At 72.2% G+C, this 22,232-nt stretch carries 24 protein-coding genes; 7 read left to right on the top strand and 17 right to left on the bottom strand.

All coding sequences use genetic code 11. The features are described 5' to 3' along the window. Positions 1-109 precede the first annotated feature (109 nt). The 4 genes from ACLJQZ_RS41825 to ACLJQZ_RS41810 all read right to left on the bottom strand — a co-directional run bounded on the left by ACLJQZ_RS41825 (position 110) and on the right by ACLJQZ_RS41810 (position 3,148). On the bottom strand, positions 110-487 hold the full coding sequence (locus tag ACLJQZ_RS41825) for an STAS domain-containing protein (RefSeq protein ID WP_410626529.1): 378 nt from the start codon (positions 485-487) through the stop codon (positions 110-112). A gap of 327 nt (positions 488-814) precedes the next feature. Further along, a complete protein-coding gene (locus tag ACLJQZ_RS41820; RefSeq protein WP_410626528.1) occupies positions 815-1,837 on the bottom strand; it encodes a fatty acid desaturase family protein in 1,023 nt (340 codons plus the stop codon). Positions 1,838-2,330: 493 nt separating this feature from the next. Beyond that, positions 2,331-2,591, bottom strand: a complete 261-nt coding sequence (locus ACLJQZ_RS41815) for a hypothetical protein (protein ID WP_410626527.1) — start codon at positions 2,589-2,591, stop codon at positions 2,331-2,333. Further along, positions 2,561-3,148, bottom strand: a complete 588-nt coding sequence (locus ACLJQZ_RS41810; protein WP_410626526.1) for a phytanoyl-CoA dioxygenase family protein — start codon at positions 3,146-3,148, stop codon at positions 2,561-2,563. The genes ACLJQZ_RS41815 and ACLJQZ_RS41810 overlap by 31 nt, the downstream gene beginning before the upstream one ends. A gap of 73 nt (positions 3,149-3,221) precedes the next feature. Here ACLJQZ_RS41810 and ACLJQZ_RS41805 point away from each other — a divergent pair, with 73 nt between their 5' ends. Both ACLJQZ_RS41805 and ACLJQZ_RS41800 read left to right on the top strand, forming a co-directional pair. After that, positions 3,222-4,217, top strand: coding sequence for a LacI family DNA-binding transcriptional regulator (locus ACLJQZ_RS41805; RefSeq protein WP_410626524.1), 996 nt, complete (start codon positions 3,222-3,224; stop codon positions 4,215-4,217). Positions 4,218-4,315: 98 nt separating this feature from the next. Further along, positions 4,316-5,143 carry an SCO6745 family protein gene (locus ACLJQZ_RS41800; RefSeq protein WP_410626523.1) on the top strand — a complete coding sequence of 276 codons (828 nt, stop codon included), beginning with the start codon at positions 4,316-4,318 and terminating at the stop codon, positions 5,141-5,143. 10 nt (positions 5,144-5,153) lie between these two features. Here the strand turns inward: ACLJQZ_RS41800 and ACLJQZ_RS41795 are convergent, their stop codons facing one another. From ACLJQZ_RS41795 to ACLJQZ_RS41775, 5 genes are all read right to left on the bottom strand, one after another. Next, positions 5,154-5,708, bottom strand: a complete 555-nt coding sequence (locus ACLJQZ_RS41795; RefSeq protein ID WP_410626521.1) for a hypothetical protein — start codon at positions 5,706-5,708, stop codon at positions 5,154-5,156. A gap of 4 nt (positions 5,709-5,712) precedes the next feature. Then, positions 5,713-6,579 (bottom strand): alpha/beta fold hydrolase, encoded by an 867-nt coding sequence (locus ACLJQZ_RS41790; protein WP_410626519.1) that lies wholly within the window; start codon positions 6,577-6,579, stop codon positions 5,713-5,715. A gap of 118 nt (positions 6,580-6,697) precedes the next feature. Next, positions 6,698-7,282, bottom strand: a complete 585-nt coding sequence (locus ACLJQZ_RS41785) for a LutC/YkgG family protein (RefSeq protein ID WP_410626518.1) — start codon at positions 7,280-7,282, stop codon at positions 6,698-6,700. Beyond that, entirely contained in the window at positions 7,279-8,730 is a 1,452-nt protein-coding gene (locus tag ACLJQZ_RS41780; RefSeq protein ID WP_410626573.1) for a lactate utilization protein B, read from the bottom strand. The genes ACLJQZ_RS41785 and ACLJQZ_RS41780 overlap by 4 nt, the downstream gene beginning before the upstream one ends. 17 nt (positions 8,731-8,747) lie before the next feature. Beyond that, positions 8,748-9,473, bottom strand: a complete 726-nt coding sequence (locus tag ACLJQZ_RS41775; RefSeq protein WP_410626517.1) for a (Fe-S)-binding protein — start codon at positions 9,471-9,473, stop codon at positions 8,748-8,750. A gap of 431 nt (positions 9,474-9,904) precedes the next feature. Here ACLJQZ_RS41775 and ACLJQZ_RS41770 point away from each other — a divergent pair, with 431 nt between their 5' ends. Continuing rightward, positions 9,905-11,509 (top strand): beta-1,3-glucanase family protein, encoded by a 1,605-nt coding sequence (locus tag ACLJQZ_RS41770; protein ID WP_410626515.1) that lies wholly within the window; start codon positions 9,905-9,907, stop codon positions 11,507-11,509. A 56-nt stretch (positions 11,510-11,565) separates the two neighbouring features. Further along, entirely contained in the window at positions 11,566-11,946 is a 381-nt protein-coding gene (locus tag ACLJQZ_RS41765) for a TetR family transcriptional regulator (protein ID WP_410626572.1), read from the top strand. A gap of 35 nt (positions 11,947-11,981) precedes the next feature. On the opposite strand, the gene ACLJQZ_RS41760 is transcribed toward ACLJQZ_RS41765, so the two are convergent. Further along, complete coding sequence (locus ACLJQZ_RS41760; RefSeq protein WP_410626513.1) at positions 11,982-12,887, bottom strand: NADP-dependent oxidoreductase; 906 nt, start codon at positions 12,885-12,887, stop codon at positions 11,982-11,984. A 56-nt stretch (positions 12,888-12,943) separates the two neighbouring features. Beyond that, entirely contained in the window at positions 12,944-13,435 is a 492-nt protein-coding gene (locus ACLJQZ_RS41755; protein ID WP_410626511.1) for a MarR family winged helix-turn-helix transcriptional regulator, read from the bottom strand. A gap of 68 nt (positions 13,436-13,503) precedes the next feature. Here ACLJQZ_RS41755 and mug point away from each other — a divergent pair, with 68 nt between their 5' ends. Both mug and ACLJQZ_RS41745 read left to right on the top strand, forming a co-directional pair. Continuing rightward, positions 13,504-14,064, top strand: coding sequence for a G/U mismatch-specific DNA glycosylase (mug, locus tag ACLJQZ_RS41750; protein WP_410626509.1), 561 nt, complete (start codon positions 13,504-13,506; stop codon positions 14,062-14,064). Between the two features lie 321 nt (positions 14,065-14,385). After that, positions 14,386-14,721 carry an FAD-dependent monooxygenase gene (locus tag ACLJQZ_RS41745; RefSeq protein WP_410626507.1) on the top strand — a complete coding sequence of 112 codons (336 nt, stop codon included), beginning with the start codon at positions 14,386-14,388 and terminating at the stop codon, positions 14,719-14,721. 250 nt (positions 14,722-14,971) lie between these two features. Here ACLJQZ_RS41745 and ACLJQZ_RS41740 read toward each other — a convergent pair whose 3' ends face one another. From ACLJQZ_RS41740 to ACLJQZ_RS41720, 5 genes are all read right to left on the bottom strand, one after another. Next, positions 14,972-15,646, bottom strand: coding sequence for a hypothetical protein (locus ACLJQZ_RS41740; protein ID WP_410626505.1), 675 nt, complete (start codon positions 15,644-15,646; stop codon positions 14,972-14,974). A gap of 143 nt (positions 15,647-15,789) precedes the next feature. Continuing rightward, on the bottom strand, positions 15,790-16,446 hold the full coding sequence (locus ACLJQZ_RS41735; protein ID WP_410626503.1) for a hypothetical protein: 657 nt from the start codon (positions 16,444-16,446) through the stop codon (positions 15,790-15,792). Between the two features lie 32 nt (positions 16,447-16,478). Next, entirely contained in the window at positions 16,479-16,853 is a 375-nt protein-coding gene (locus ACLJQZ_RS41730) for a hypothetical protein (protein WP_410626502.1), read from the bottom strand. 62 nt (positions 16,854-16,915) lie between these two features. Next, positions 16,916-17,284 (bottom strand): roadblock/LC7 domain-containing protein, encoded by a 369-nt coding sequence (locus ACLJQZ_RS41725; RefSeq protein WP_410626500.1) that lies wholly within the window; start codon positions 17,282-17,284, stop codon positions 16,916-16,918. 365 nt (positions 17,285-17,649) lie between these two features. Beyond that, positions 17,650-20,088: a hypothetical protein gene (locus ACLJQZ_RS41720; RefSeq protein WP_410626498.1), complete on the bottom strand. Its 2,439-nt coding sequence runs from the start codon at positions 20,086-20,088 to the stop codon at positions 17,650-17,652. Positions 20,089-20,461: 373 nt separating this feature from the next. Between ACLJQZ_RS41720 and ACLJQZ_RS41715 the strand changes: the two genes are divergently transcribed. Continuing rightward, entirely contained in the window at positions 20,462-21,211 is a 750-nt protein-coding gene (locus ACLJQZ_RS41715; protein ID WP_410626496.1) for a dienelactone hydrolase family protein, read from the top strand. A 3-nt stretch (positions 21,212-21,214) separates the two neighbouring features. Here the strand turns inward: ACLJQZ_RS41715 and ACLJQZ_RS41710 are convergent, their stop codons facing one another. Further along, positions 21,215-22,132 (bottom strand): NADP-dependent oxidoreductase, encoded by a 918-nt coding sequence (locus ACLJQZ_RS41710; RefSeq protein WP_410626571.1) that lies wholly within the window; start codon positions 22,130-22,132, stop codon positions 21,215-21,217. Between the last annotated feature and the right edge of the window lie 100 nt (positions 22,133-22,232).

Below are 22,232 nucleotides of genomic sequence, written 5' to 3'. Positions count from 1 at the left end.
CGGTGTCCCTTCTCGTGGCGCCCCCTCGGCGCCAGGCGATGGTCGAATCCCATCGCGGACAGGGCTCACCGAACAGTGCGACGGCATCACCAGGGCGCGTGACGTGACGTCACTGGTGGCGTTGCCTCGAGTACGGGACGCTGGGCCCGGCTGCGGTGTGCAGCCCCAGCGTGACGCCGACCGCGTCCGACAGCCGCGCGTAGACGGGGACACGCACGTCGAGGGCGAACAGGCGCAGCACCCGGTTGACGGAGAACGAGCGCGTCACGAGGGCGATCCGGCGCTGCTCGGCCCGGGCGCGGGCCGCGGCGCCCTCCAGGACGCGCACGCCGGCGATGCCCAGGACCGGCACGTCCGACAGGTCGACCACCGTCGTCGCGGGCAGGTCCCGCCAGAGGGCGCGCTGCAGCAGCCACGCCGTGGTCCCGTCGAGGGTGCCGGCCGCGGCGACCACCAGCACCCCGGCCCCGGCTTCGCTCTGGCGCACCAGCAGCCGCGGCCCGGCGGGCCGCGGCTCCCGACTGGAAGGCGTTCCAGGGAATGGCTGTGCAGGAATCATGGCGCGGTCTCCCGGAGGCGTGGACAGGACCGTCCGCGCGGGGCCTGGGCGCCGACCTTCACTCTCCCGCCACCGTAATGCCCGCGACGGCGCGTCACAAACGCTGACGACGGGTGAGCGGCCAGGTCAACCCGTGCGGCCGACCCCGGTTCGCCCGGTCGGCTGACGCCCGTGACCGCACGGTGATACGACGGCCGGTCCCGGTGGCCGCCCGGCTGCCGTGATCACCACTCCTCCGGCACTGTCCGAAGTGGACTAGTGCGCCGCGCGGAGCGGTGCGCTGACGTCGTGCAGGTAGCGCAGGACGTAGTAGTAGGTCTTGAACAGCCCGCACTGGGCGTAGTCGATCCCGTGGTCGTCGCAGAACTTTCGCACCAGCGGTTGCGCGCGGCGCAGGTTGACCCGCGGCATGCTCGGGAACAGGTGGTGCTCGATCTGGTAGTTCAACCCGCCGAGGGTGAAGTCCACCCACGGGCCGCCGCGGACGTTGCGGCTGGTGAGCACCTGCTTGCGCAGGAAGTCGAGCTTCGTCTTGTCGGTGTAGGTGGGCATCCCCTTGTGGCCCGGCGCGAACGAGCAACCCATGTACACGCCCCACAGCCCTTGGTGCACGGCGATGAACGCCAGCGCCACCGGCGGGGACAGCACCACGAACACCGCGCCGAGGTAGACACCGATGTGGGCGAAGAGCAACACCGCTTCGAGCCGGCGGTGCTTGACCTCGTCGTCGCGCACGGCCTGGATGCCGGCCCAGTGCAGGCTCAGCCCTTCCAGCAGCAGCAACGGGAAGAACAGGAACGCCTGGTACTTCGACGTCCAGCGCACGAGCCCGCGCTTGTCACCCGTTTGCCCGCGGGTGAAAGCAAGCAGCGGGATGTCGATGTCGGGGTCCTCGTCCTCGTGGTTGGGGCCGGCGTGGTGACGGGTGTGCTTGCCCATCCACCAGCCGTAGCTCATGCCGACGATCCCGCCGAGGGCGTAGCCCAGCCGGTCGTTGGCCCGGCCGGTGCGGAAGATCTGGTTGTGCCCCGCGTCGTGGCCGAGGAACGCGATCTGGGCGAACATCACGGCGAAGAACACCGCGGTCGCCAGCTGCCACCACGAGTCGCCCAGCAGCACGAACGCCACGCAGCCGCCGGCCAGGGCGAGCAGCGTGAGGCTGATTTTCACCGCGTAGTAACCGTAACGCCGGTCGAGCAGTCCTTCGCTGCGCACCAGGCGGCCGAGATCACCGAAGTCGTTGCGCGACGTCGCGCGCGCGCCTGCTTCGGCGCTCATCGGAGACGTAGTCATGTGTTTCCTTCCCAGTCCTGCGGCGCCGAGGACTGGGGCGACCACTTGTCTACCCGCGGCGGATTCCCGGGCGCGGCTCGCGCTAAACAAGATCACGCTGTGCCGCGCCTCTCCCATCTCGTTTATCGGGGAGCCGTCCGGGTAGCCGACCACATCACAGGCCGATGTCCGCATCGGTACAGCCGAGGCACGGATCTGCCTCTACCCCCGGAGGTTCGCATGACTCAAGACCGCGACCAGTCACCGCAGCGAGACAACGGGTCGCCCCCGACGCCGGAAGCGGCGGAGGACGAAGCTCGCGAGCCGGTTCCGCCCGTGGCGCCTTACTCGGCCGCGCCGCCGCCCTCGGCGCCGCCCGTGGCCCCGGCCGCGACGCCACCCGTCGCGCCCTACTCGGCCGCGGCCGGACCGGGCGGGTTCGCCGCACCGCAGCCGCCGGAACCGCCGGAACCGTCCTGACCCACGCCCCGGGGCCGCGTCACTCGCCCATCACCAGGCCTTCGATCGTGTGCTTCTGGGTGATGGGCGTCAGGGTGCCGACGATCGGGCAGCGCAGGTGGGCGCGCAGGGACGCCGGCAGCGACGCCCAGTACCCGCGCGTCACGGCGGTGTCGTGGTGGGCGTCGTGGCCCGCGCCCGGCGCGTCGAGGCCCAGCACGAGGACCGGGCGGGCCTTCCTCGACCGGTTCGCGGTACCGCGGTGGACGGTCAGCGCCGACCGGATCGAGATGTCCCCCATCTTCGGGAACTTGCGCGTCGCACGCTCCCGGTAGCGCGGGTAGGTCTCGCGCGCCGGGAACATGCCGTGCTCGAACGCGCGCCGTCGTCCCGGTGCGTACCGGGGGCGATCTCGAACGGCCCCATGTCGGGTTCGGTGTCGACGGCGGTGACGTTGACGGCGAGCGAGGTCAACGCGGTTCCCTCCGGAGCCGGGAAGTCGCGGTGCCACGGCTGGTCGGCCGCGCCGGCCAGCGGGACATCGAAGCCGACCTCGACGATCCGGTACTCCGGGCCCAGCACGGCCTCGGCGATCGCGGTGATCCACGGGTGGGTGGCCAGGCCGGCGAACCCGCGCAGCTGCTCCGGGTGGATCTCGACGTAGAAGCGGTTCGGGCCGCGGCCGACGGCACCGTCCGGCCTCGCGCGAGCTTCGGCGAACGCGGTGTCGATGTCCTCCCCGAGCCGCGTCACCCAGTCGCGGGTGAAGGCGCCCGGGAGGCCGATGATGCCGTCCTCGTGCAGGCGCTCGGTGTGGGACTCGACTTCGGCGGCGGTGAACGGGGTCACTCGGGTCATCGGGAGACCTCCTAACGGCGTGGCTGCCAGTTTGCAACGTGGCATGCCACGTTGCAAGGGCTAAGGTGCGGAGATGAGCCCGAAGCTGCGTGACGTGGCCGAGCACGCCGGGGTGTCGGTGCGGACGGTGTCCAACGTCGTCAACGGCTTCCGGTACGTCGCCCCGGCGACCCGGGAGCGGGTGCAGGCGAGCATCGACGCGCTCGGCTACCTGCCGAACCTGGCCGCCCGGACGCTGCGCCGCGGCCGGACCGGCCTGGTGGCGCTGGTGATCCCCGAGATCGACTCGCCGTACTTCGCCGAGCTGGCCGCGCGGACCGTGCGCATCGCCGGCGCCCGCGGGCTGACGGTGCTCATCGACCAGACCGACGGCGACGCCGAGCGCGAGAAGCAGCTGCTGCACGGCAAGCGCAGCCAGCTCGTCGACGGCGTGCTGTTCAGCCCGTGGGCGGTGGCGCCCGCGGAGCTGGCCGCCCGCACCGACACGGTCCCCCTGGTGCTGCTGGGCGAGCACGACGGCACGGCGGGCGTCGACCACGTCGCGATCGACAACGTCGCGGCCGCGCGCGAGGCGACCGGGCACCTGCTGGCGTCGGGTCGCCGGCGCGTCGCGGCGGTCGGCATCCAGCCGGAGTCCCTGAACGCGACCGCCCGCCAGCGTCTCGCGGGCTACCGCGCCGCGTTGGCCGGCGCGGGTTTGCCGGCCGACCCGGAGCTGGAGGTGCCGGTCCCGCGTCTGCACCGCGCCGACGGTCACCGCGCGATGCTGCGGCTGCTGGACCTGCCCGAGCCCCCGGACGCGGTGTTCTGCTTCACCGACGAACTGGCGCTGGGCGCCCTGCGCGCGGCGGCCGACCGGGGCGTCGCGGTGCCGGATTCCCTGGCGCTGGTGGGGTTCGACGACATCGAGGACGGCCGCTACAGCGTCCCGTCGCTCACGACGGTGGCACCGGACAAGGACCGCATCGCCGAGCTGGCCCTGGACCGCCTCACCCGCCGGGCGGGCGCGGCGGAACCACCGCGGTCGATCGTCGCGCCGCACCGCCTGGTCGTGCGCGGCACGAGCTGACCGGCCGCGGGGACCGGTCCCCGCTCCGGCGGGATACAACCTGCCGATTGATCCACCGCGCGGTGCGCGACCCGGGCAAGACCGTAAGGGAGCAGCACATGACTCACCTCGCCCGCCGGATGTTCGAGCTCCTCGAGCCGATCTGCATGGTCACCTTCGTCGCCGACGAGAGCAACGAGGAGCAGGCCGCGCTCGGCCACCGCACCTACTGGGACGGCTACTTCGCCGGCCGCGCCGCACAGCTGGGGCGGGTGCCGGCGCAGGTCGTGCACGCGGCCTTCTACAACTTCGCCGACGGCGAGGCCGCGCGGCACATCCCGAGCGCGTGGGAGACGATCCCGCCCGAGGCGTCGCTCGCCGCGCGGGAGCGGGGCAGCGCGGCGTCCCTGCGGCGGATCCTCGGCGACGAGCTGGCCGGTTCCCCTGGCCTGGTGCGCGCCGCCGACCTGACGACCAAGGCCGCGACGAGCGCGCCCACCGCGGGCCGGGTGATGTACGCCGGGATGCGCACCGTCGCCGTGCCGGGCGACCCGGTCGCCCGGCTGTGGCATTCCGCGACCATGCTGCGCGAGCACCGCGGTGACGGGCACATCGCCGCTCTCGTCGGCGCGGGCATCGGCGGCACGGAGTCGCACGTGCTCAGCGCGCTGGACATGGGCATTCACCCGGCGGAGTCGTTCGGGCGCATCCACCACCTGCCGAAGGAGCGGCTGGCCGAGGTCATGGCGGGCTTGCGCAAGCGCGGGCTGGTCGACGCCGACGGCCGGTTCACCGACGCGGGCCGCGAGACCAAGCACCGCATCGAAGCCCTGACCGACGATCTCGCCGCCCCGCCGTACGAAGCCCTCTCCCCCGCCGAACTCGACGAGCTGATCACCGAACTGGAACCCATCACCGCGAGGCTGGTGGCCACGGGATCCCAGTGACGAACGGGTTTCAGCCGACGACGACCGGGACGTCGGTCAGCGCCCGGATCGCCGCGGCGATCTCTTCGGGCGACGCGTCGATCGTGTAGGTGAACACGACGAACGAGCTGCCGTAGCGCTTCGCGTGCCACCGCGCGACCCGGCTCGGCGACGCCCCCCGCCGGGACATCGGCTCGAAGATCGCGACCGCGGGCACTGTCGCCCGGTCACGGGGCACGAACGCGACCACCCGGCCCGGGGTCGGGAAGAGCAGCCAGCGGGGCTGAATCCGGCTGATCCGCACCTCCGCGAGCGCCGGCCACGGCACCGGGGCGAACCCCCGTGCTTCGACGCCGTCCGGGCCGCACCGCAATTGCCACGGCTTGCCGCGGGACCGCACCAGCGAAACGACGCCCACGGCCAGCACCACCACGAACACCGCGGGACAGGCGATCGCCAGCCACGGCGCCAGCAGGCCGCGCAGCGCGATGAAGACCTCGAACACGAGGAACACGACCAACACGCCGAGAGACGGCAGCTGTCCCTTGATCGACGGTCTCAGCAGCAACTCCCGCGACTCCCCCATGCCCTCATGATGCCCGAAGGAACTCCCGGATGGCGCGGACCACCTCACCCGGTGCCTGCTCGGCCTGGTGGTGTCCGGAATGGACGGCCACACCGCGGAGCTCGCCGGCGATCCAGGGGCGCCAGATCTCGAGGGGATCGCCGTGGATGTCGATGTCGTCCTCGGTCGCGGCCAGCAGCAGGGTCGGGCAGCGCACCTGGCGTCCGGCCGCGCGGTCGGCCTCCTCGTGCTCGCGGTCGACCCGCAGGCCGGCGCGGTAGTCCTCGCACATGCCGTGGACGACGGCGGGGTCCCGCAGCGCCGCCCAGATGTCGGCGTGGTTGTCCTCGCCCATCTCGTACGGCAGCGGTGTGCGGTACCAGGCGCCGGGGTCGGCGTTGATGACCCGCTCGGCGGGTTTGTCGGTCTGGGCGAGGAACCACCAGTGCCACCACGAGCGGACGAAGTCCTCGTTGAGCCGTTCGAGGTGCTCGGTGACGGGCAGCCCGTCCATCACGACGAGCCGGTCGACGGTGCCCGGGTGGTCCATCGCGGCCCGGAAGGCGACGAGCGAACCGCGGTCGTGGCCGGCGATCGAAAACCGCTCGTGCCCGAGGTGGCGCATCAGGGCCACGATGTCGCCGGCCATCGCCCGCTTGGCCGACTGCGTGTGCCCGGGCTCGTCCGGCGGCAGCGTCGACTGCCCGTAGCCGCGCAGGTCGGGGCAGACGACGAAGTGGTCGTCGGCCAGCTCCGGCGCGACCCGGTGCCACGTCGTGTGGGTCCGGGGATGGCCGTGGACCAGCACCACCGGCGTCCCCGAGCCGCCGTGGCGCACCCGCAACCGCACCGGCCCGACGTCGACGGTCTCCAGCGTGAAGCCACTGAACACGCGTGCTCCTCTCCCGCGAAAGCGGCCCGCCCCCGGAGCCGCTGTCTCGGACTACCCAGGTTCGCCGTGCCGTAACGGGCCGCCGGTGACTGTCCGGTTCCTGACAACAGCCTGGCGATCAGCACGTCTGCGCGACGACGATGACGTGCAGGGTTCTCGGGCCGTGTACGCCCTCCACCCTGGTCAGCTCGATGTCGCTCGTCGCGCTCGGGCCGCTGATCCACGTCTGTGGGCGCGTCGGGTCCAGGGCCGCTATCGCCTGCGGGACGCCTGGGACGATGTCGCCCTCTCGCAGTACGCACACGTGGACGTCCGGGACCAGGCTCAGTGCCCGGCGGCCCTGGCCGGGGCCGTGGTCCAGGACCAGGGTGCCCGTCGTGGCGATGCCCAGCGTCGCCGTGGTGACGACGGCGTCGAACGTGTCCGGGTCCGGTGTGTCGGGGGCGCCGTTCAAGCTGATCGGGAAACCCTCTGGTACCAGCACTTTCCGCGCGGGGCCGAGGGCGTTCCGGATGGCTTCGGGCAGCTCGGCCGCTGTGCAGCGGGTCAACGCCGCGCGGTAGTCGACCACTCGCTCGGCGAACAGGTCCGCTGTGTCCGGTGGTGCCACCGTTCGGTAGCCGCGTGGTACCGGCGCTTCCGTGCGGTCCGCGTTCTGCAGGGCGCCTCGGACGGCGGCCAGGATGTCCTCCCGCGCGCTCATGGGCGGCCTCCCCTGCGCCACCACATCCGGAACGACTCCCGTGACGGTGCCGGCAGGTCGCGGGCGTTCGTCCACAGGGAACCCGGCCACGGGAGGCGGCCCACCGCTCGGCGGCCGCCCGGTAGCACTCGCTTGCCGAAGCGGGTCAACGCGCGGTTGGCGACGCTCAGGCCGCGTTCCGCCACGCCCAGGCGTCGGGCGTCCGACAGCAGCCAGGACGCCGACTTCATCGCCAGCGCCTCGGGTTTCGGTGTGCCTTGGCGGTGGGCGTCGACGACCTTCGCGCGCAGGTGGACCAGGACCTCGGGGATGTCGATGCGCACCGGGCAGGCCTCGAAACACGCGCCGCACAGGCTGGAGGCGTACGGCAGCGAGTCCGTCTGCTCGTCGACGCCGACGCCCTTCAGCAGCGGGTTCAGGATCGCGCCGATCGGACCCGGGTAGACCGAGCCGTACGCGTGGCCGCCCGTCCGCTCGTACACCGGGCAGACGTTCAGGCACGCCGAGCAGCGGATGCACCGCAGCGCCTGGCGGCCGACCTCGTCGGCCAGCGCGCGGGTGCGGCCGTTGTCCAGCAGCACGACGTGCATCTCCTGCGGCCCGTCGCCGGGCGTGACGCCCGACCAGGTCGAGGTGTACGGGTTCATCCGCTCACCCGTGCTGGAGCGCGGCAGCAGCTGCAGGAAGACGTCCAGATCGGACCAGGTCGGCACGATCTTCTCGATGCCGACGACGGAGACGAGCACCTCGGGCAGCGTCAGGCACATCCGGCCGTTGCCCTCGGACTCGACGACCACCAGCGTGCCGCTGTCGGCGACCGCGAAGTTCGCGCCGGACACGGCCATCCGCGCCCGCAGGAACTTCTCCCGCAGGTGCAGGCGCGCGGCGGCGGCCAGCTCGGCGGGCTCGTCCGACAGCCCCGGCGGCGCGGGACGGCCCGCGTCACCCATGCCGCGGCGGAAGATCTCCCGGATCTCCGCGCGGTTGCGGTGGATCGCGGGCACCAGGATGTGGCTCGGCAGGTCGTCGCCGAGCTGGACGATCAGCTCCGCGAGGTCGGTCTCCCAGGCGGTGACGCCCTGCTCGGCGAGCGCCTCGTTGAGCCCGATCTCCTGGGTGGCCATCGACTTGACCTTCACGACCTCGTCGACGCCGTGCGCGTGCGCGATCTTCGCGACGATCTCGCACGCCTCCGCGGCGTCACGCGCCCAGTGCACGGTCGCGCCGCGCGCCTGCAGGGATTCCTCCAGCTGCAGCAGGTACTCGTCGAGGCGGCGCAGGGTGTTGTCCTTGATCGCCGCGCCGGCCAGCCGCAGCTCTTCCCACTCCTCGACCTCGCCGACGACGGCCGCGCGCTTGGCGCGGATGGTGCCGGTGGCGTGCGCGAGGTTGCGGCGCAGCTGGGTGTCGGCAAGCGCTTTCCGGGCCGCCTCGGGAAAGGCCGGCATGCCGACGAACGTCGCGCTCACGCGTCCTCCTCAGTGGCAGCGAGCACGTCGGCCAGGTGCATCACGCGCACCCCGCTGCGTTCGCGCGAGAGCAGGCCACCGATGTGCAGCAGGCACGAGTTGTCCCCCGCCACCAGCACCTCGGCGCCGGTGCCGCGGACGTGCCGGGCCTTGTCCGCGCCCATCGCCGTCGACGTCTCGGCGTTCTTCACCGCGAACGTGCCGCCGAAACCACAGCACTCGTCGGCCGCCGGCAGCTCGACGAGGTCCAGCCCGCGCACCTCGCGCAGCAGCCGCAGCGGCTTGTCGCCGACGCCGAGCAGCCGCAGCGAGTGGCAGGTCGGGTGGTAGGTGACGCGGTGCGGGAAGTAGGCGCGCACGTCGGTCACGCCGAGCACGTCGACGAGGAACTCGCTCAGCTCGTACACCTTCGGCGCCGCCGAAGCGAGCCGCTCGTCGCCCGCCCGGCGCGCGACGATCGAGTGCTGGTGCCGGATCGACCCCGCGCACGAGCCGGACGGCGTGACGATCGCGTCGTAGCCCGCGAAGGCGTCGACGAACGTCCGCACCACCGGCACGGCCTCGTCGAGGTAGCCGGTGTTGACCATCGGCTGCGCGCAGCAGGTCTGCCCGGCCGGGAAGTCCGCGTCGACGCCGAGGCGGCGCAGCAGCCGGAACACCGACTTGCCGGTGTCGGGGAACAGCGAGTCGTTGACGCAGGTGACCATGACGGCGACGGTCACGCGAACAATCCCTGCCGCCGCACCATCGCGACCTCCGAATTGAAAGGTTTCACAAACTCGACGCGGTGACGCTACTATGCGCCCGAAGGCGAAGTCAACGACGTGCGGAAACCCGACATGCGACGGCTTCACCGGCGGCCGTCTCGGATTGTCACGTTTCAACACGCACTGAAGCCCCGCCCGGGTCCACGGCCACCAGGGCAGCGGTGCTGCACGAGAAGCTCTCAATACGTCTAGACCATTGACCCGATGAGTGGCACAGGCCTACCGTCGCGCTACTCCGTCGACGATCGTCGGCCCGTGAAACGAGTTCAGCCGTTCCTGTTCGAGGTGTCCGCGCCCTTCGCGAGGGCGCGCGCTGACAACGTTGTCGCGTTCCGCCTTCGCGTTTTCCGATCGGAGTCACCCCACCCCGGACAAAGGAGTCGCCGATGCGAACTCGAAGAAAGCTGACCGCGATCATCGCCGCGCTGGCGGCGGTCGCGGCGACGGCCGTGTGGGGCGGCGCCACCCCCGCCGCCGCCTCCGGCCCCGCGCTCCTGCCGTTGTCCATCACCAACAACACCGGCCGCGGTGACGCCGTCTACCTGTACGTGCTCGGCGTCAACCTGAGCACCGGCCGGCTCGGGTACGTCAACGCGGGCGGCACCTTCACCGCGTGGAGCCCCGGCGGCAACCCCCCGACCCCGGCGCCCGACGTCTCCATCGCCGGGCCGGGCAACGGCGGCAGCACGACGATCCAGGTGCCGCGCAACATCTCCGGCCGCGTGTACTTCTCGCTGGGCCAGCGCCTGAACTTCTACCTCACGCCCGACGGCCTGGTCCAGCCGGCACCGTGGGCCGGCGGCGACTCGAACCGCGACATCCTGTTCGACTGGAGCGAGTTCACCTACAACGACGCCGGTCTCTGGCTGAACAGCTCCCAGGTGGACATGTTCGCCATCCCGCACACCGTGAGCGTCACGACCGGGGCCGGCGCGGTGAACTCGACCGGCACGCTCGTCGCGAACGGCCGGGACAACGTCATCAACGGCATCAAGGGCCAGTCCGGCTGGGGCGGTTCCGTCTACACCCGCTCCGACGGCACGGTCCTGCGCGTCCTCGCTCCCGGCAAGGCGGCCGACGCGGGGCAGCTCAGCAGCACCTACCTCGACCCGTACATCAACTCCGCGTGGAACGCCTACACCGGCAAGACGCTGACCGTCGTGCCGTTCGGGGACCAGCCGAACACCAAGTACTTCGGCCGCACCTCCGGCAACGTCATGAACTTCACGAACAGCGCCGGGCAGCAGGTGGCATCGTTCACCAAACCGTCCTCCGCCAACGTCTGGGGTTGTGACGGCGCGCTGGCCGCCCCGAACGACCAGGTCGTCGGCCCGATCTCCCGGACGCTGTGCGCCGCGCTCAACCGCGGCACGCTGGGCACGATCGACACCCAGCCGAGCAGCAACGCCGGGGACTTCTACAAGAACAGCCCGACCAACCAGTACGCGCGGCTGGTGCACGCGAACATGGCCGACGGCAAGGCCTACGCGTTCGCCTTCGACGACGTCGGCAACTTCGAGTCCCTGGTGAACGACGGCAGCCCCCGGGCCGCGGGCATCACGCTGAACAGCTTCACCGGCGGCGGCGGGACGACCCCGCCCCCGACGTCGGGCAACCGGCTCATCAGCAACTGGAACGGCAAGTGCATCGACGTGCCGAGCCAGAACTTCGCCGACGGCGTCCACCTCCAGACCTGGGGGTGCAACAACACCGTGGCCCAGAACTGGACGTTCACCGGCGGCACGCTGAAGACGCAGAACAACATGTGCATGGACGTCGCCTGGGGCTCCACGGCGAACGGGGCGGTCATCCAGATCGCCACGTGCAGCGGCAACGCCGCCCAGCAGTTCGTCCTGAGCGCGGCGGGCGACCTCGTCAACCCGCAGGCCAACAAGTGCGTGGACATCCAAGGCTGGAACGGCAACGACGGAGCGGCCCTCGCGCTGTGGGACTGCACCGGCGGTGCGAACCAGAAGTGGCACCAGGGCTGACCCGGTGACGACCGTGGTGGCCCCGAGACCGTCGGGGCCACCACGGTTCCGCATCAATCGATGCGGAACGCGTAAGGTGCCGGAGCGCCCTGCTGGTCTTCTGGGAGCAGGGTTACGAGGACGCCGGCCTGGCCACTCTGACCGACGCGATGGGCATCTCCACCACCAGCACGTACGCGGCCTTCGGCAACAAGGAAGAACTGTACTCGGCGACCAAGACGGCGGCGACCATGCTGACCGTCCAGTACGCGAAAGCGCGGCCCGGCATCAAGTTCAACGCCGTCGAGCCCGGCACCACGGCCACCGACATGACCGCGGGCTTCGGGATCGGCCGGTCGCCGGCGGAGAGCACCCGGGCCGTCGTGCGCCTGGCCACCCTCGACGCGGACGGCCCGACCGGCACCTTCTCGGACGAGAACGGCCCACTGCCCTGGTAGTCCCGGCGCGACTGCCGCGCCGGGACGCCGGGACGTCAGCCGGCCATCAGCACCAGCCGTTCGCGCACCCCGCCCGCCTCCAGCAGGCGGTGCGCCTCGGCCGCGTCCGCCATCGGCAGCTCGCGGTGCGCGCGCAGGCGCAGCTTTCCCTTGGCCAGCAACGTCATCACCTCTTCGAGCGCCGCCGGGGCCTTCGCCGCGTCCGGGCCCGACAGGCGGACGCCGAAGTCGCCGGCGGCCGGGTCGGACAGGGTGACCACCCGGCCCGGGTCGCCCGTCAGCTCGACCGCGTCGGCCAGCACGCCCTTGCCCGCCGCGTCCAGGACGGCGTCGACGTCGCCCAGCTCCCGCACCCGCGCGGTGACGCCGGGGCCGTACCGGACCGGCGTCGCGCCCAGCTCCAGCGCCAGGGCTTCGTCGTGCGCGCCGACCACGCTGAGCACCTTGATCCCGCGGGCGAGCGCCAGCTGCGTGGCGACGACGCCGACCGCGCCACCGCCGCCGAACACCAGCAGCGTGCCGCCGGCGGGCACGGCCAGCTCGTCCAGCGTGCGGACCGCGGCCTCGGCCGAGCTGGGCAGCGCCGCCGCGTCGGCCCACGAGACCGACGCGGGCTTCGGCGTCCAGATCGACGCGAGGACGTGTTCGGCGTAGCCACCCAGTCCGAGCAGGAAGGCCGCCACCTCGTCGCCGACGGCCACGCCGGCCGTCCCCGGCCCGAGCGCGTCGACCGTCCCGGCCACTTCGAAGCCCAGCACCGGGACCGCCGGCAGCGCGAACGCCTTGAGCAGGCCCGAGCGCAGCGGCAGGTCCGTCGGGCTGATCCCGGCCGCCGCCACCTTGATCCGGATCTGCCCCGGGCCCGGCTCCGGCGTCGCCACCGGCGACCAGCGCAGCACCTCGGGCCCCCCGAATCCGGTCATGACCACCGCGTTCGACATGTCCGCTCCTTCCACCTCATTACGTGACATGTCATGTAAGCGGGGAAGGGTCGCGGCTATTCCCCCAGCGTCCGCGGATCCGGCAGGGTCCCGTGGTCGAGGACGTTCTCGTAGACCTGTTCCAGCGCTTCGGTGAGCGGCGCCAGCAGGTGCTCGGGCAGGCCGCCGAAGAACAGGCGCTTGACGAGGTCGACGTGCCCGGGAGCCGCGGCCGCCAGCGCGTCCCGCCCCCGCGACGTCAGGAAGACCTCGGTCACGCGCCGGTCGCCGGGACTCGCGCCGCTGTCGACCAGGCCGCGGTTCCCCATCCGCTTGGCCTGGTGCGACAGCCGGCTGCGCTCCCAGCCGAGCAGTGCGGCCAGCGCGGTGATCGGCATCCGGGCATCAGGTGCGTTCCCCAGCGCGGTGAGGACGTCGTAGTCGGCGAGCGAGAGGTCGCTGTCCGCCTGCAGTTGCCGGTTGATCTCGTAGGTGAGGCGCAGCTGGAGCCGGACGAAGGCCAGCCACGCGCGGCTCTGCTCCCGGTCGAGCCAGCGGTCATCCGTCACGCCCACAGATTACATGACACATCACCCACCGCCGTCTGCCCCAAGCGCCCTGCGTAGAGTCCGAAGCCGTGCCCGACGCCGATCCGCCCGCTGCCCTCCTCCCGGACGTGCTCGCCGACGGCCTGCGGGTGGTGTTCGTGGGCATCAACCCCGGCGGCGGCTCGGTGGCGGCCGGGCACAGTTTCCACAGCGCGGGCAACCGGTTCTGGCCCGCTCTGTATCGCGCCGGGTTCACGCCGAGGCTGCTGCGCGCGGAGGAGGAACGGCTCCTGCTGGGCTGGGGCATGGGCATTACGAGCATCGTGCGCCGCCCCACGGCCCGCGCCTCGCAGCTGTCCCGCGCGGAATTCGTCGCCGGCGGGCAGGACCTGGCCGAGCGGATCGCGGCGATCCGCCCGCAGTGGCTGGCGATGCTGGGCGTGACGGGCTACCGGGCGGCCTTCGGCGCTCCGAAAGCCCAGCTCGGCCCGCAGCCGGAACCGATTGGCGGCGCCCGCGTCTGGATCGTCCCCAACCCGAGTGGCCTCAACGCGCACTACCCGCCCTTGGCGCTCGCCGCGGAGTTCGCCCGGATGCGCGCGGCCGTCGGCATCCCCGACCGCTCCGGCGTTCTCGGCGAAAGCCCGTAAGGGAACCCGGATAGTCCGTGGCGACGCCGATGGCCGTCCCGCGATGAGGATCGGCGTGGAAGAGGCCGCTGCCTCGACGTGATCCGCCGGCTCGCCGAGCACGGCTTCGACCCGGCCGCGCCGGGCTGCGAGGCCGACGTGCCGCGGTCCCGGATGTAGCCCCGCCCGAGCGGTCCTCTTCGGACGGAAGATCCCGTATGGGTGATCAATCGCGCCACGAGGGCCGACACGCGGGGCCGGCGGGCGCGGGCCTGGTTAGGTCTGGCCCCGGGCGGCCCGGGCGGGCCGCCCTTCTTCGGGAAGGGAACGGGCCGGGAACTCATGGCCGATCGGACATCGGTGCTCATCGTCGGCGCGGGACCGGCCGGGCTGGTGCTGGGCAACCTGCTGCGCGCCGCCGGGATCGACACGCTCGTCCTCGAACGCGGCGGCCGGGACCAGGTGCAGGCCCGGGCGCGGGCCGGGTTCCTCGGCGCGAACAGCGCGCGGGTGCTGACCGAGCACGGCCTCGGCACCGGGATGCTGTGCAACGTCGGCGGCCGCGAGCGCACCGAGTCCCACTACCGCGCGCTGCTGGCCGGCGCGGGCTTCGAGCTGGCCGGCGTCCGCCCGCTGGCGCTGGACGCGTACGTCCTGCGCGCGGTGCGGATCCGCTAGGCCCACCGGCCGCCGCCCGGTGTGCGGGGCGGCGGCCGGTGTTTCGTGGCCTCGGCCGCAGTGCTCGGCGCGCTCCTGGTCGGTCATCGCCGCCCGCGCTTCCAGCGTCCCGAGAACACGGAACCTCATCGCATCCCCCTCGTCCTCCAGGCTGGCGCCCGGCGTCCGGAACCCTGGAGGCCCCGCGACCGAGGGGGCTGCCGGGGCGACCCGGTGTGGGGGTGGCGCTCACCACCGGCCGTCGTGACGATCAAGACGCGACGGAGTCGATCAGCCGGTTGTACCGGAGCCGAGAGGCGCGTTCGACCCCGGCGAGGATCCCGGCGCCGCCCATCGCGATCTTCGCCCACGTGGGCAGGTGGATCGGCGAGGTGAACGCGCCGACGTGCGCGGCGACGAGCGGGATCCGGGTGAGGGCCTCCGCGCCGTGGAGCAGGCTGACGGCGAGCGCGACCAGGAGGACGACGAGGGACACGGCCCCGACGACCGCACTGGCGCGGGGATAGCGCTGTCCGAACCGCGCCCGCAGTCCTTCCTGGGACCGGCGGTGCGGCCGCAGCGTGTGCTCGGTGCCGTCGCCGGCCACGAACCGCAGGCGCTTCAGGCCGAACGCGCTGGTGGCGACCTCGATCACCCCGCCGGGCACCGGAAAGGCCGCCGGCAGGTTGGAGCGGGCGACCTGGACACCGTCCCGGTACAGCGCGGCCGGGCTCTTCCCGGCGCCCCTTTCGTGCTGCCTCCGGCTCTTCGCATCGGCGAGGTACCGGACGTCGACCGCGTACGCGTGGCTGTCCGCGAGATCGAGGAAGAACAGCGAACGGGAGAAGAGCTGCCAGGGACGGTAGTCGCGGAGTGCGCTTCCGTCCCCGGGCCGCACCCTGCCGAGCCGAAAGCGCCGTCCGAGCTTCTTGGCCGTCGAAGTCATGCCTCGATTCCAGCCGTCTTCGCGCTCGACCGGCAGTGGCACCACGTCACAACCCCGCCATGACATTCCTCCGCGATGTACGCGGGACCGGTTCAGCTCCACCCCGGCACCACGCCGCCCGACGGGCTGAACCCGGCCGCCGTTCAAGGGGGCAGTTCCACCTCGAGGCCCATGATCCGGGCGGTGCGTCGCCGGCGGATCCAGCGGCGGGCGGTCGTCGTCTCGGGCAGTTCGTCGGCGAACGCCTTGCGCTGGGCCGCGGTCGCCGCGCGCCAGCGCATGGCCAGCGCCGGGCGGACCGGCGGCACCCAGCCCCGCGCCGACTCGTGGGCCGCGGCGAGCCGGGTCTCGTAGCCGGCCGCCGGGCGGTACCCGAGCTCCAGGTCGATCAGCGGCTCGGCGCCGCCGGCGTGGTGGTGGCACCGCGAGAGCATCCGCGCGATCTCCTCCAGCGTGATCTTCAGCGCCGTGGGCACCTGGTCCTGCCACCGGCCGGGGTGCGGGGCGGCCGGCTCGCCCGCCGGCACGACGATCACGGCCCGGACCGCCGTCCCGGTGAGTTCGACGCGGATCCGGCGGCCACCCGCGTCGGCGAAGAACCGCGGCACCCGGCCGGCCACCCCGGTGCCGGACCAGGTGCGCACCCACTGCGTCACACCGCCGGACGGATGTTCCGACAGCACGAACGTGAACTCCAGGTCTTCGCCGGCGAGGTTCATCCGCACCGGGAACAGGGGCCCGAGGTCGTCCATGAACGCCGAGCCGATGACGAGCGCGGCGCTGGAACCGCCTCCGGGCAACGCCGTCTCCTCCCCCGCGGGTGCGCGGCCGCCTATACCTGCAGGTCCGATTCGATGCGCTTAAGGTAGTGCCGGGCCAGCGCCAGGTTCGCCCGCTCCCGGTCCAGCACCAGGTACAGGAACAGCGAGTTCCGCGACGTCACCGTGTTCAGCAGCCGGATCAGGTGGTACTGGCGGTGCAGCGTGATCAGGATGTCCTCGATGGTGTCGTTGAGCGCGAGCGAGGACATCACCCGCAGTTTCGCCCGCACGACCTCGGTGTTGCCGGCCGCGGCGACCTCCAGGTCCAGCCATTCGCCGCTGCCGCTGGTGCCGAGCGACATCCCGCTTTCGTAGTCGACCAGCGCGACGCCGACGGCGCCGGCGATCGACATGGCTTCCTTCAGTGCGGTGTCGATGTTCGTCATGACGTCACTTCCTTCTGTGAAATGGTGATCGACGGCCTCGCGGTCCCGATGGGCGCCGTGCTTCATGCGGCCAGGATCGAGTTGATCCGCTCGATGACGGGCCGGCATTCGAACAGGAGCCGCCCGACGTTGAGTCCCTTGTCCCCCAGCACGACCATCAGCGCCAGCCGGCCGATGGCGCAGACGGCCATGTAGCCCTCGCTGCTGAACACCACGGTCTGGTGCAGCGTGCCCTGCCCGGTGATCTGCGCGGCCTGGCGCGCGATCCCGAGATCGGCGGCCGCGAGGGCGGAGATCTTCGCCGGGTCGACGGTGTCGGCCGCGTCGGCGAGAATCGGTATCCCGTCGACCGCGGCCAGCACGGTGTCGGTCACCCCGGCGACGCTTTCCCGCAGGTTCCGCAGTTCGCCGGCCAATGCGTCGAAGTCCACAGTGAGTTCTTTCTTCCGGAAATGGCAGAAGATCCGGGCGATCAGCCATTCGGATCGCTCTTCCGACGGCAGACCATACCGTCGGCACCACTTTTCGCCTATCGACTCCGGAAGACCCTGACGAGAGTTACACGATCGAGTGAACCGACCTTCGGTTTCGTAACAACGGCGATTCGACCGGATCGATTGTCGTCGATTGATCACGCGCACGGCGAACCGGTGGTTTCAAACTCCCGGGCCCTTGCCGTGAAGAGCCGAAATGCCGCCCGTGCGATCGCGGAAACGAACCACGACCACGGGCGGCATCCCGATTTTCGAAACCGTCACTCAAGGCGACGGGTCAGCACCTTGCTCCATTGAGCCCATCAGAGGATGCAGAGCAACGAACACGCCGTCGCCGAGGACCACTCCGAGTGCGTCGGCGGCGTCCCGGACGGGACGTTCACCGGCACGTAACTCGCCTTCGCGCGGTTGGTGATCGGGAACAGGCTCAGCAAGGCGTACGTCGAGCAGTACACCTGCTTCGACGTTCCCGCCGCCAGCGTGAACGGACCCGTCTGGCACGACGGCTCCACGCTGTCCACCACCTGGCCGGCCGTGATGCCGACCGGGCCCTGGTTCGTCACCGTGATCCGCCAGTACGCCGTCGCGTTCAGCAGGCCCAGGAGACCGACCGGGGCCTGCTTGGCCCACGGCCCCACCCCGCCGGGTCCGCACTTCGACGCCGTCGAGGCCGTGCAGATCTCCTTCTGCACCACCACCTTCGGCGTGCACGCGGTGCCCGGCGCGACCGGGAGCGTCACCGTGTTGGAGGTGAACGCGCCCGTCGTGTCGGTGCCGGTGGCCGTGTTCGCCACCGACGTCACCGCGCAGTCCGCCGCGATCGTCGTCGAGAAGCACAGCTGCGGCGCGTCGCCCGCGTAGTCGACGACCAGCTGCGGCTGGTTGCCGCCGCCGAAGTCGGCCGCGCTGGTGAGCACCAGCGACGTCGTGACCGTGATCGACGGGTGCGCGGTGGCCGAGACGCCGGTGAGGTCGACGGAGCCGTCCGGGGCGAAGCCGGGCGTCGGGACGACCGTGCCGCTCTGGTCGACGACGGTGACCCGCGACGCGGCCAGGTCCACATTGGACGGTGTGATGCCGGACAGCCGCGCGGCCGTGTACCCCTGGACGTGCCCGGTGCCGCCGTCGCAGTAGAAGTCGCCGGGTTTCAGCGTCACCTGGGCGCCGGACCGGACGCACGGCGTGGCGCCGGACGCCGGGTCCATCGAGAACAGCACACCCGCGTCGCCCAGGCCGATGAGGCAGCCCGTGGGCGGGTCGTAGGTGTAGCCGTAGTCCCGCGTGTTGCCGCCGTTCGCCGCCGGGTGCGTGATCGGGCCGGGCAGGCCCGCGCACGCGGCGCCGGTCGTCCAGTCGTGGCACAGCGCCGCCCCGGCGAATCCGCCGTTCCAGATCGCGAGATAGCTGCGCAGGTGGCCGGCCGGGTCGGTGACGACCTCCGGGTTGAAAACCCACACCCCGGCCGGGAGGGCCGCCGCGACCGGCGGAGCCGGGAGCGCCGAGCCGTCCAGCGCGAAGCAGGTGGTGACCTCGGTGGCGCCGTTCGTCGTCGAGCACGCGCCCACCGGGGCACCCGCCGTGCTGAAGAAGGTGTAGGCGTTGTAGGTGTAGTTCCCGGGCGGGCCGGTCGGTTTCGACGCCGCCCAGCCGGCGCACGCCGTCGCCGTCGCGGGGTCGAAGCAGCCCAGCGCGGGCCGGCCGACGCCGGGGACGGAGGACGACGCGAACACCTTGCCCGCCACGACGGTCATCGAGCCGTAGATGTGAGCGAGGGTGTTCCCCGGCTGGTTGTTGCTGGGCGGCACGATCGGCGCGTACGGCTGGCCGCCGCAGGCGCTCTTCGTGGCGATGGTCCAGCAGACGACCGCGCCGGTGCTCACGACGCCGTACAGGTTGCCACCGCTTTCCACGAGGCCCGCGATGCTGTTGACGGCGGACGGGGACCCGCCGGTCGCGGTCAGCGGCCAGTACCCGCAGTTCGCCGCGGCGGCCAGGTCGAGGCAGCCGATCCCGACGGAGGCGGCGGTGAGGGCCGGGTAGTAGACCTGCGTGGGCGCGGCCGGGTCGCGGACGTACTGCGGGGTCAGGGTGCTGGCGATGTCGCCGGTGTTGCCGGTGCCGAGCGGACCGGGCGCGGTGTTGAGCGGCTTCGGCCACGGGCCGCCCGGGCAGCGCTGGCCGGTGCCGGCGTCGGTGCACACGAGCTTCGCGTTGGCGGGGTTGACGTGGTGGAAGACGTTCCACGCCTGGAGCGTGCCGTCGGCGGTGCGGTTCAGCAGCGGGGTGAAGCCGTCACCGCCGGTCGCCGTCGCGATCGTCTGCACGGGCGGGGTGAGGTTGCCGGACAACGCGGTCGCGTCCGCACCGGAGCGCGGGTTCGTCGCGCGCACGGCCGTCACGCCGGAGGCGGGTTCGGTGCCCGTGAAAGCGCTTCCGTCGGTGGACCACGACGGCGTCCAGTCGGGCGGCGCGTGCAGGGAGCCGCTCTGGTAGGACTGTCCCGCGGCGACGGCGTCGGTGATGGTCGCGGGGCCGGTGGTGCTCGCGCGGTCGTCGTAGCGGACGACCCAGTTCGCGGTGGCGCCGTGGTCCGCCGGGGATCCGGTGCCCTGCACCGATTTCGTCAGTCCCGAAAGAGGCGGGGCGGAGGCGGCCGCCGCGGGCAGGGGGAAGGCGGCGGCCATGAGCACGAGAGGCAGGGTTGCCGCCCCCAGGCGGCGCGCACGCATGCGTCTTCGCATGAACGTTCCTCGATTCTTTTCCGATTTTCCGGATCGAAGGAAAATCGTATGCCGCGCGGGGAAACCGTTGAAGGGACGACACCCGGGCGCCGACAGGGCCGACTCTTTCGGCGCAATTCGTGACCACGGTGAAATGGTGCACACCTGTTCCGGCGACGACCGGTTCGCTTTACCGTCACCTGGACGCCGGTACGACGTCACTCGTCCGAGTTACGCCCGAATTGTCCGGCAGGCTAGGATCGCGGCCATGACTACCGGGACGGCCTCGCGCCACGCACGGAACGGTTACCCGGTGCTCTGCTGAGCGCCGCGCGGGCGCCGCCCCCGTCGGGTCGATCACCAGCTCCACCCATCGACCACGACAGGAGAAGCCATGCCCAGCACCACCCTGCGGATTCCCACCCCGGACGGCCAGGCCGACGCCTTCGCCGCCTTCCCCGGCGACGGCGAGCGGCACCCGGGTGTGCTGCTCTACACCGACGCCTTCGGCCTGCGGCCCGAGCTGGAGAGCAAGGCCCGCGAGCTGGCCGGGCACGGGTACTACGTGCTCGTCCCCCACCTCTACTACCGCCACGGCCCGGCACCGGTGATCGCTCTGCCCGAGCACATCGGCGAAGAGGTCCGGCCCGCGATCATCGCCCGGCTGATGCCGCTGCTCGAGGAGCACACCACCGAGCGGATCCTGCGCGACGCCGACGCCTACCTCGGGTTCCTCGCCGCTCAGCCGGAAGTCAGCACCGGGCCGGCCGCGGTGCTGGGCTACTGCATCGGCGGTGCCTTGGCGCTGCGGACCGCGGCGGCGTTCCCCGCCCGGGTGGCCGCGGTCGCCGGGTTCCACCCCGGCTTCCTCGTCACCGACGCGCCCGACAGCCCGCACCGCCTGCTCTCGGCCCTCACCGCCGAGGTCCACCTCGGGCTTTCCGAGAACGACATGCGCCCCGAGGCCGTCGACGAGCTCGACCGGGCCCTGGCCGCCACCGGCGCCGGCTACTCCACCGAGATCTACCCCGGCAGCGTCCACGGCTACACGATGTCGGACACCGACGCCTTCAACCCGGTGGCGCTGCAGCGTCACTGGGACCGCCTGCTCCCCCTCCTGCACCGCACCCTCGCGGCCGGCTGAGGCTCACGGCCGCAGCACGATCTTGCCGTGGGTGTGTCCCCGTTCAAGCTCGCGGAAGGCGTCCCGGACGCGCTCCAGGGGGTAGGTCCGGGCGATCGTCACCTCGAGCTCGCCGCGGGCGGCGAGCCGGGCCAGTTCGCCGACGACGACCGCGCAGGCCGCCGCGCCCTCCCCGGCGGTCCGCGCGCCGACCCGGGCCGCGGCCGACCAGTCGCGGATCGTGTCGATCCGCTCGGGCCGCACGCCCAGCTCGACGGCCAGGTCGACGTAGCCGTCGCCGGCCGTGTCGATGAGCGCGTCGACCGGCCCGCCGGCGGCCTGCCGGATCCGGTCGGCGACGCCGTCCCCGTAGGCGACGGGGATGACGCCGTGGCCGCTCAGCCAGGCGTGGTTCGGCTCGCTCGCCAGCCCGATCACGGTGGCGCCGCGCCGGCGCGCGAGCTGGACAGCCAGGGACCCGACCCCGCCCGCCGCGCCGGACACGACGATCGTGTCGGCCGGTCCGGGGTCGACCGTGAACACCGCGGCGTAGGCGGTCGTGCCGGCCACGTACAGCGACCCGGCGACGTCCCAGGGCAGGCCCGCCGGCCGCGGGGTCAGCCGCACGTCGTCGGCGACGACGTACTCCGCGTGGCTCGCCCGGTCGTGGGTGAAGCCGAGGACCTCGTCACCCACCGCGAACCCGCGCACCTCCGGCCCGGCCTGCACGACGACCCCGGCCAGGTCGCTGCCCTGCCCGGAGGGGAACGTCGCCGGCCAGCGCCCGTGCCGCGCGCCTTCCCGGATCATCACCTCGCCGGGCTGGATCCCGGCCGCGCGGACCTCGACCAGCACCTGGCCGGGGCCGGGCACCGGGCACGCCACGTCGTCCACCCGCAGGACGTCGATCTCGCCGTAGGCGTGGAACCGCACCGCTTTCATCGTCTGCTCCCTCGTTTCGCTCACCCCACGACCGTGCTCCGGTTCCGGCGATCCGGGAACGGAGCGGTCCACCTAGGACCGGCGGTCCGATGATGCGGCC

The organism is Amycolatopsis sp. cmx-8-4 (genome assembly GCF_046548675.1).
GTDB lineage: Bacteria > Actinomycetota > Actinomycetes > Mycobacteriales > Pseudonocardiaceae > Amycolatopsis.
This window is presented reverse-complemented; position numbering and strand designations above follow the sequence as displayed.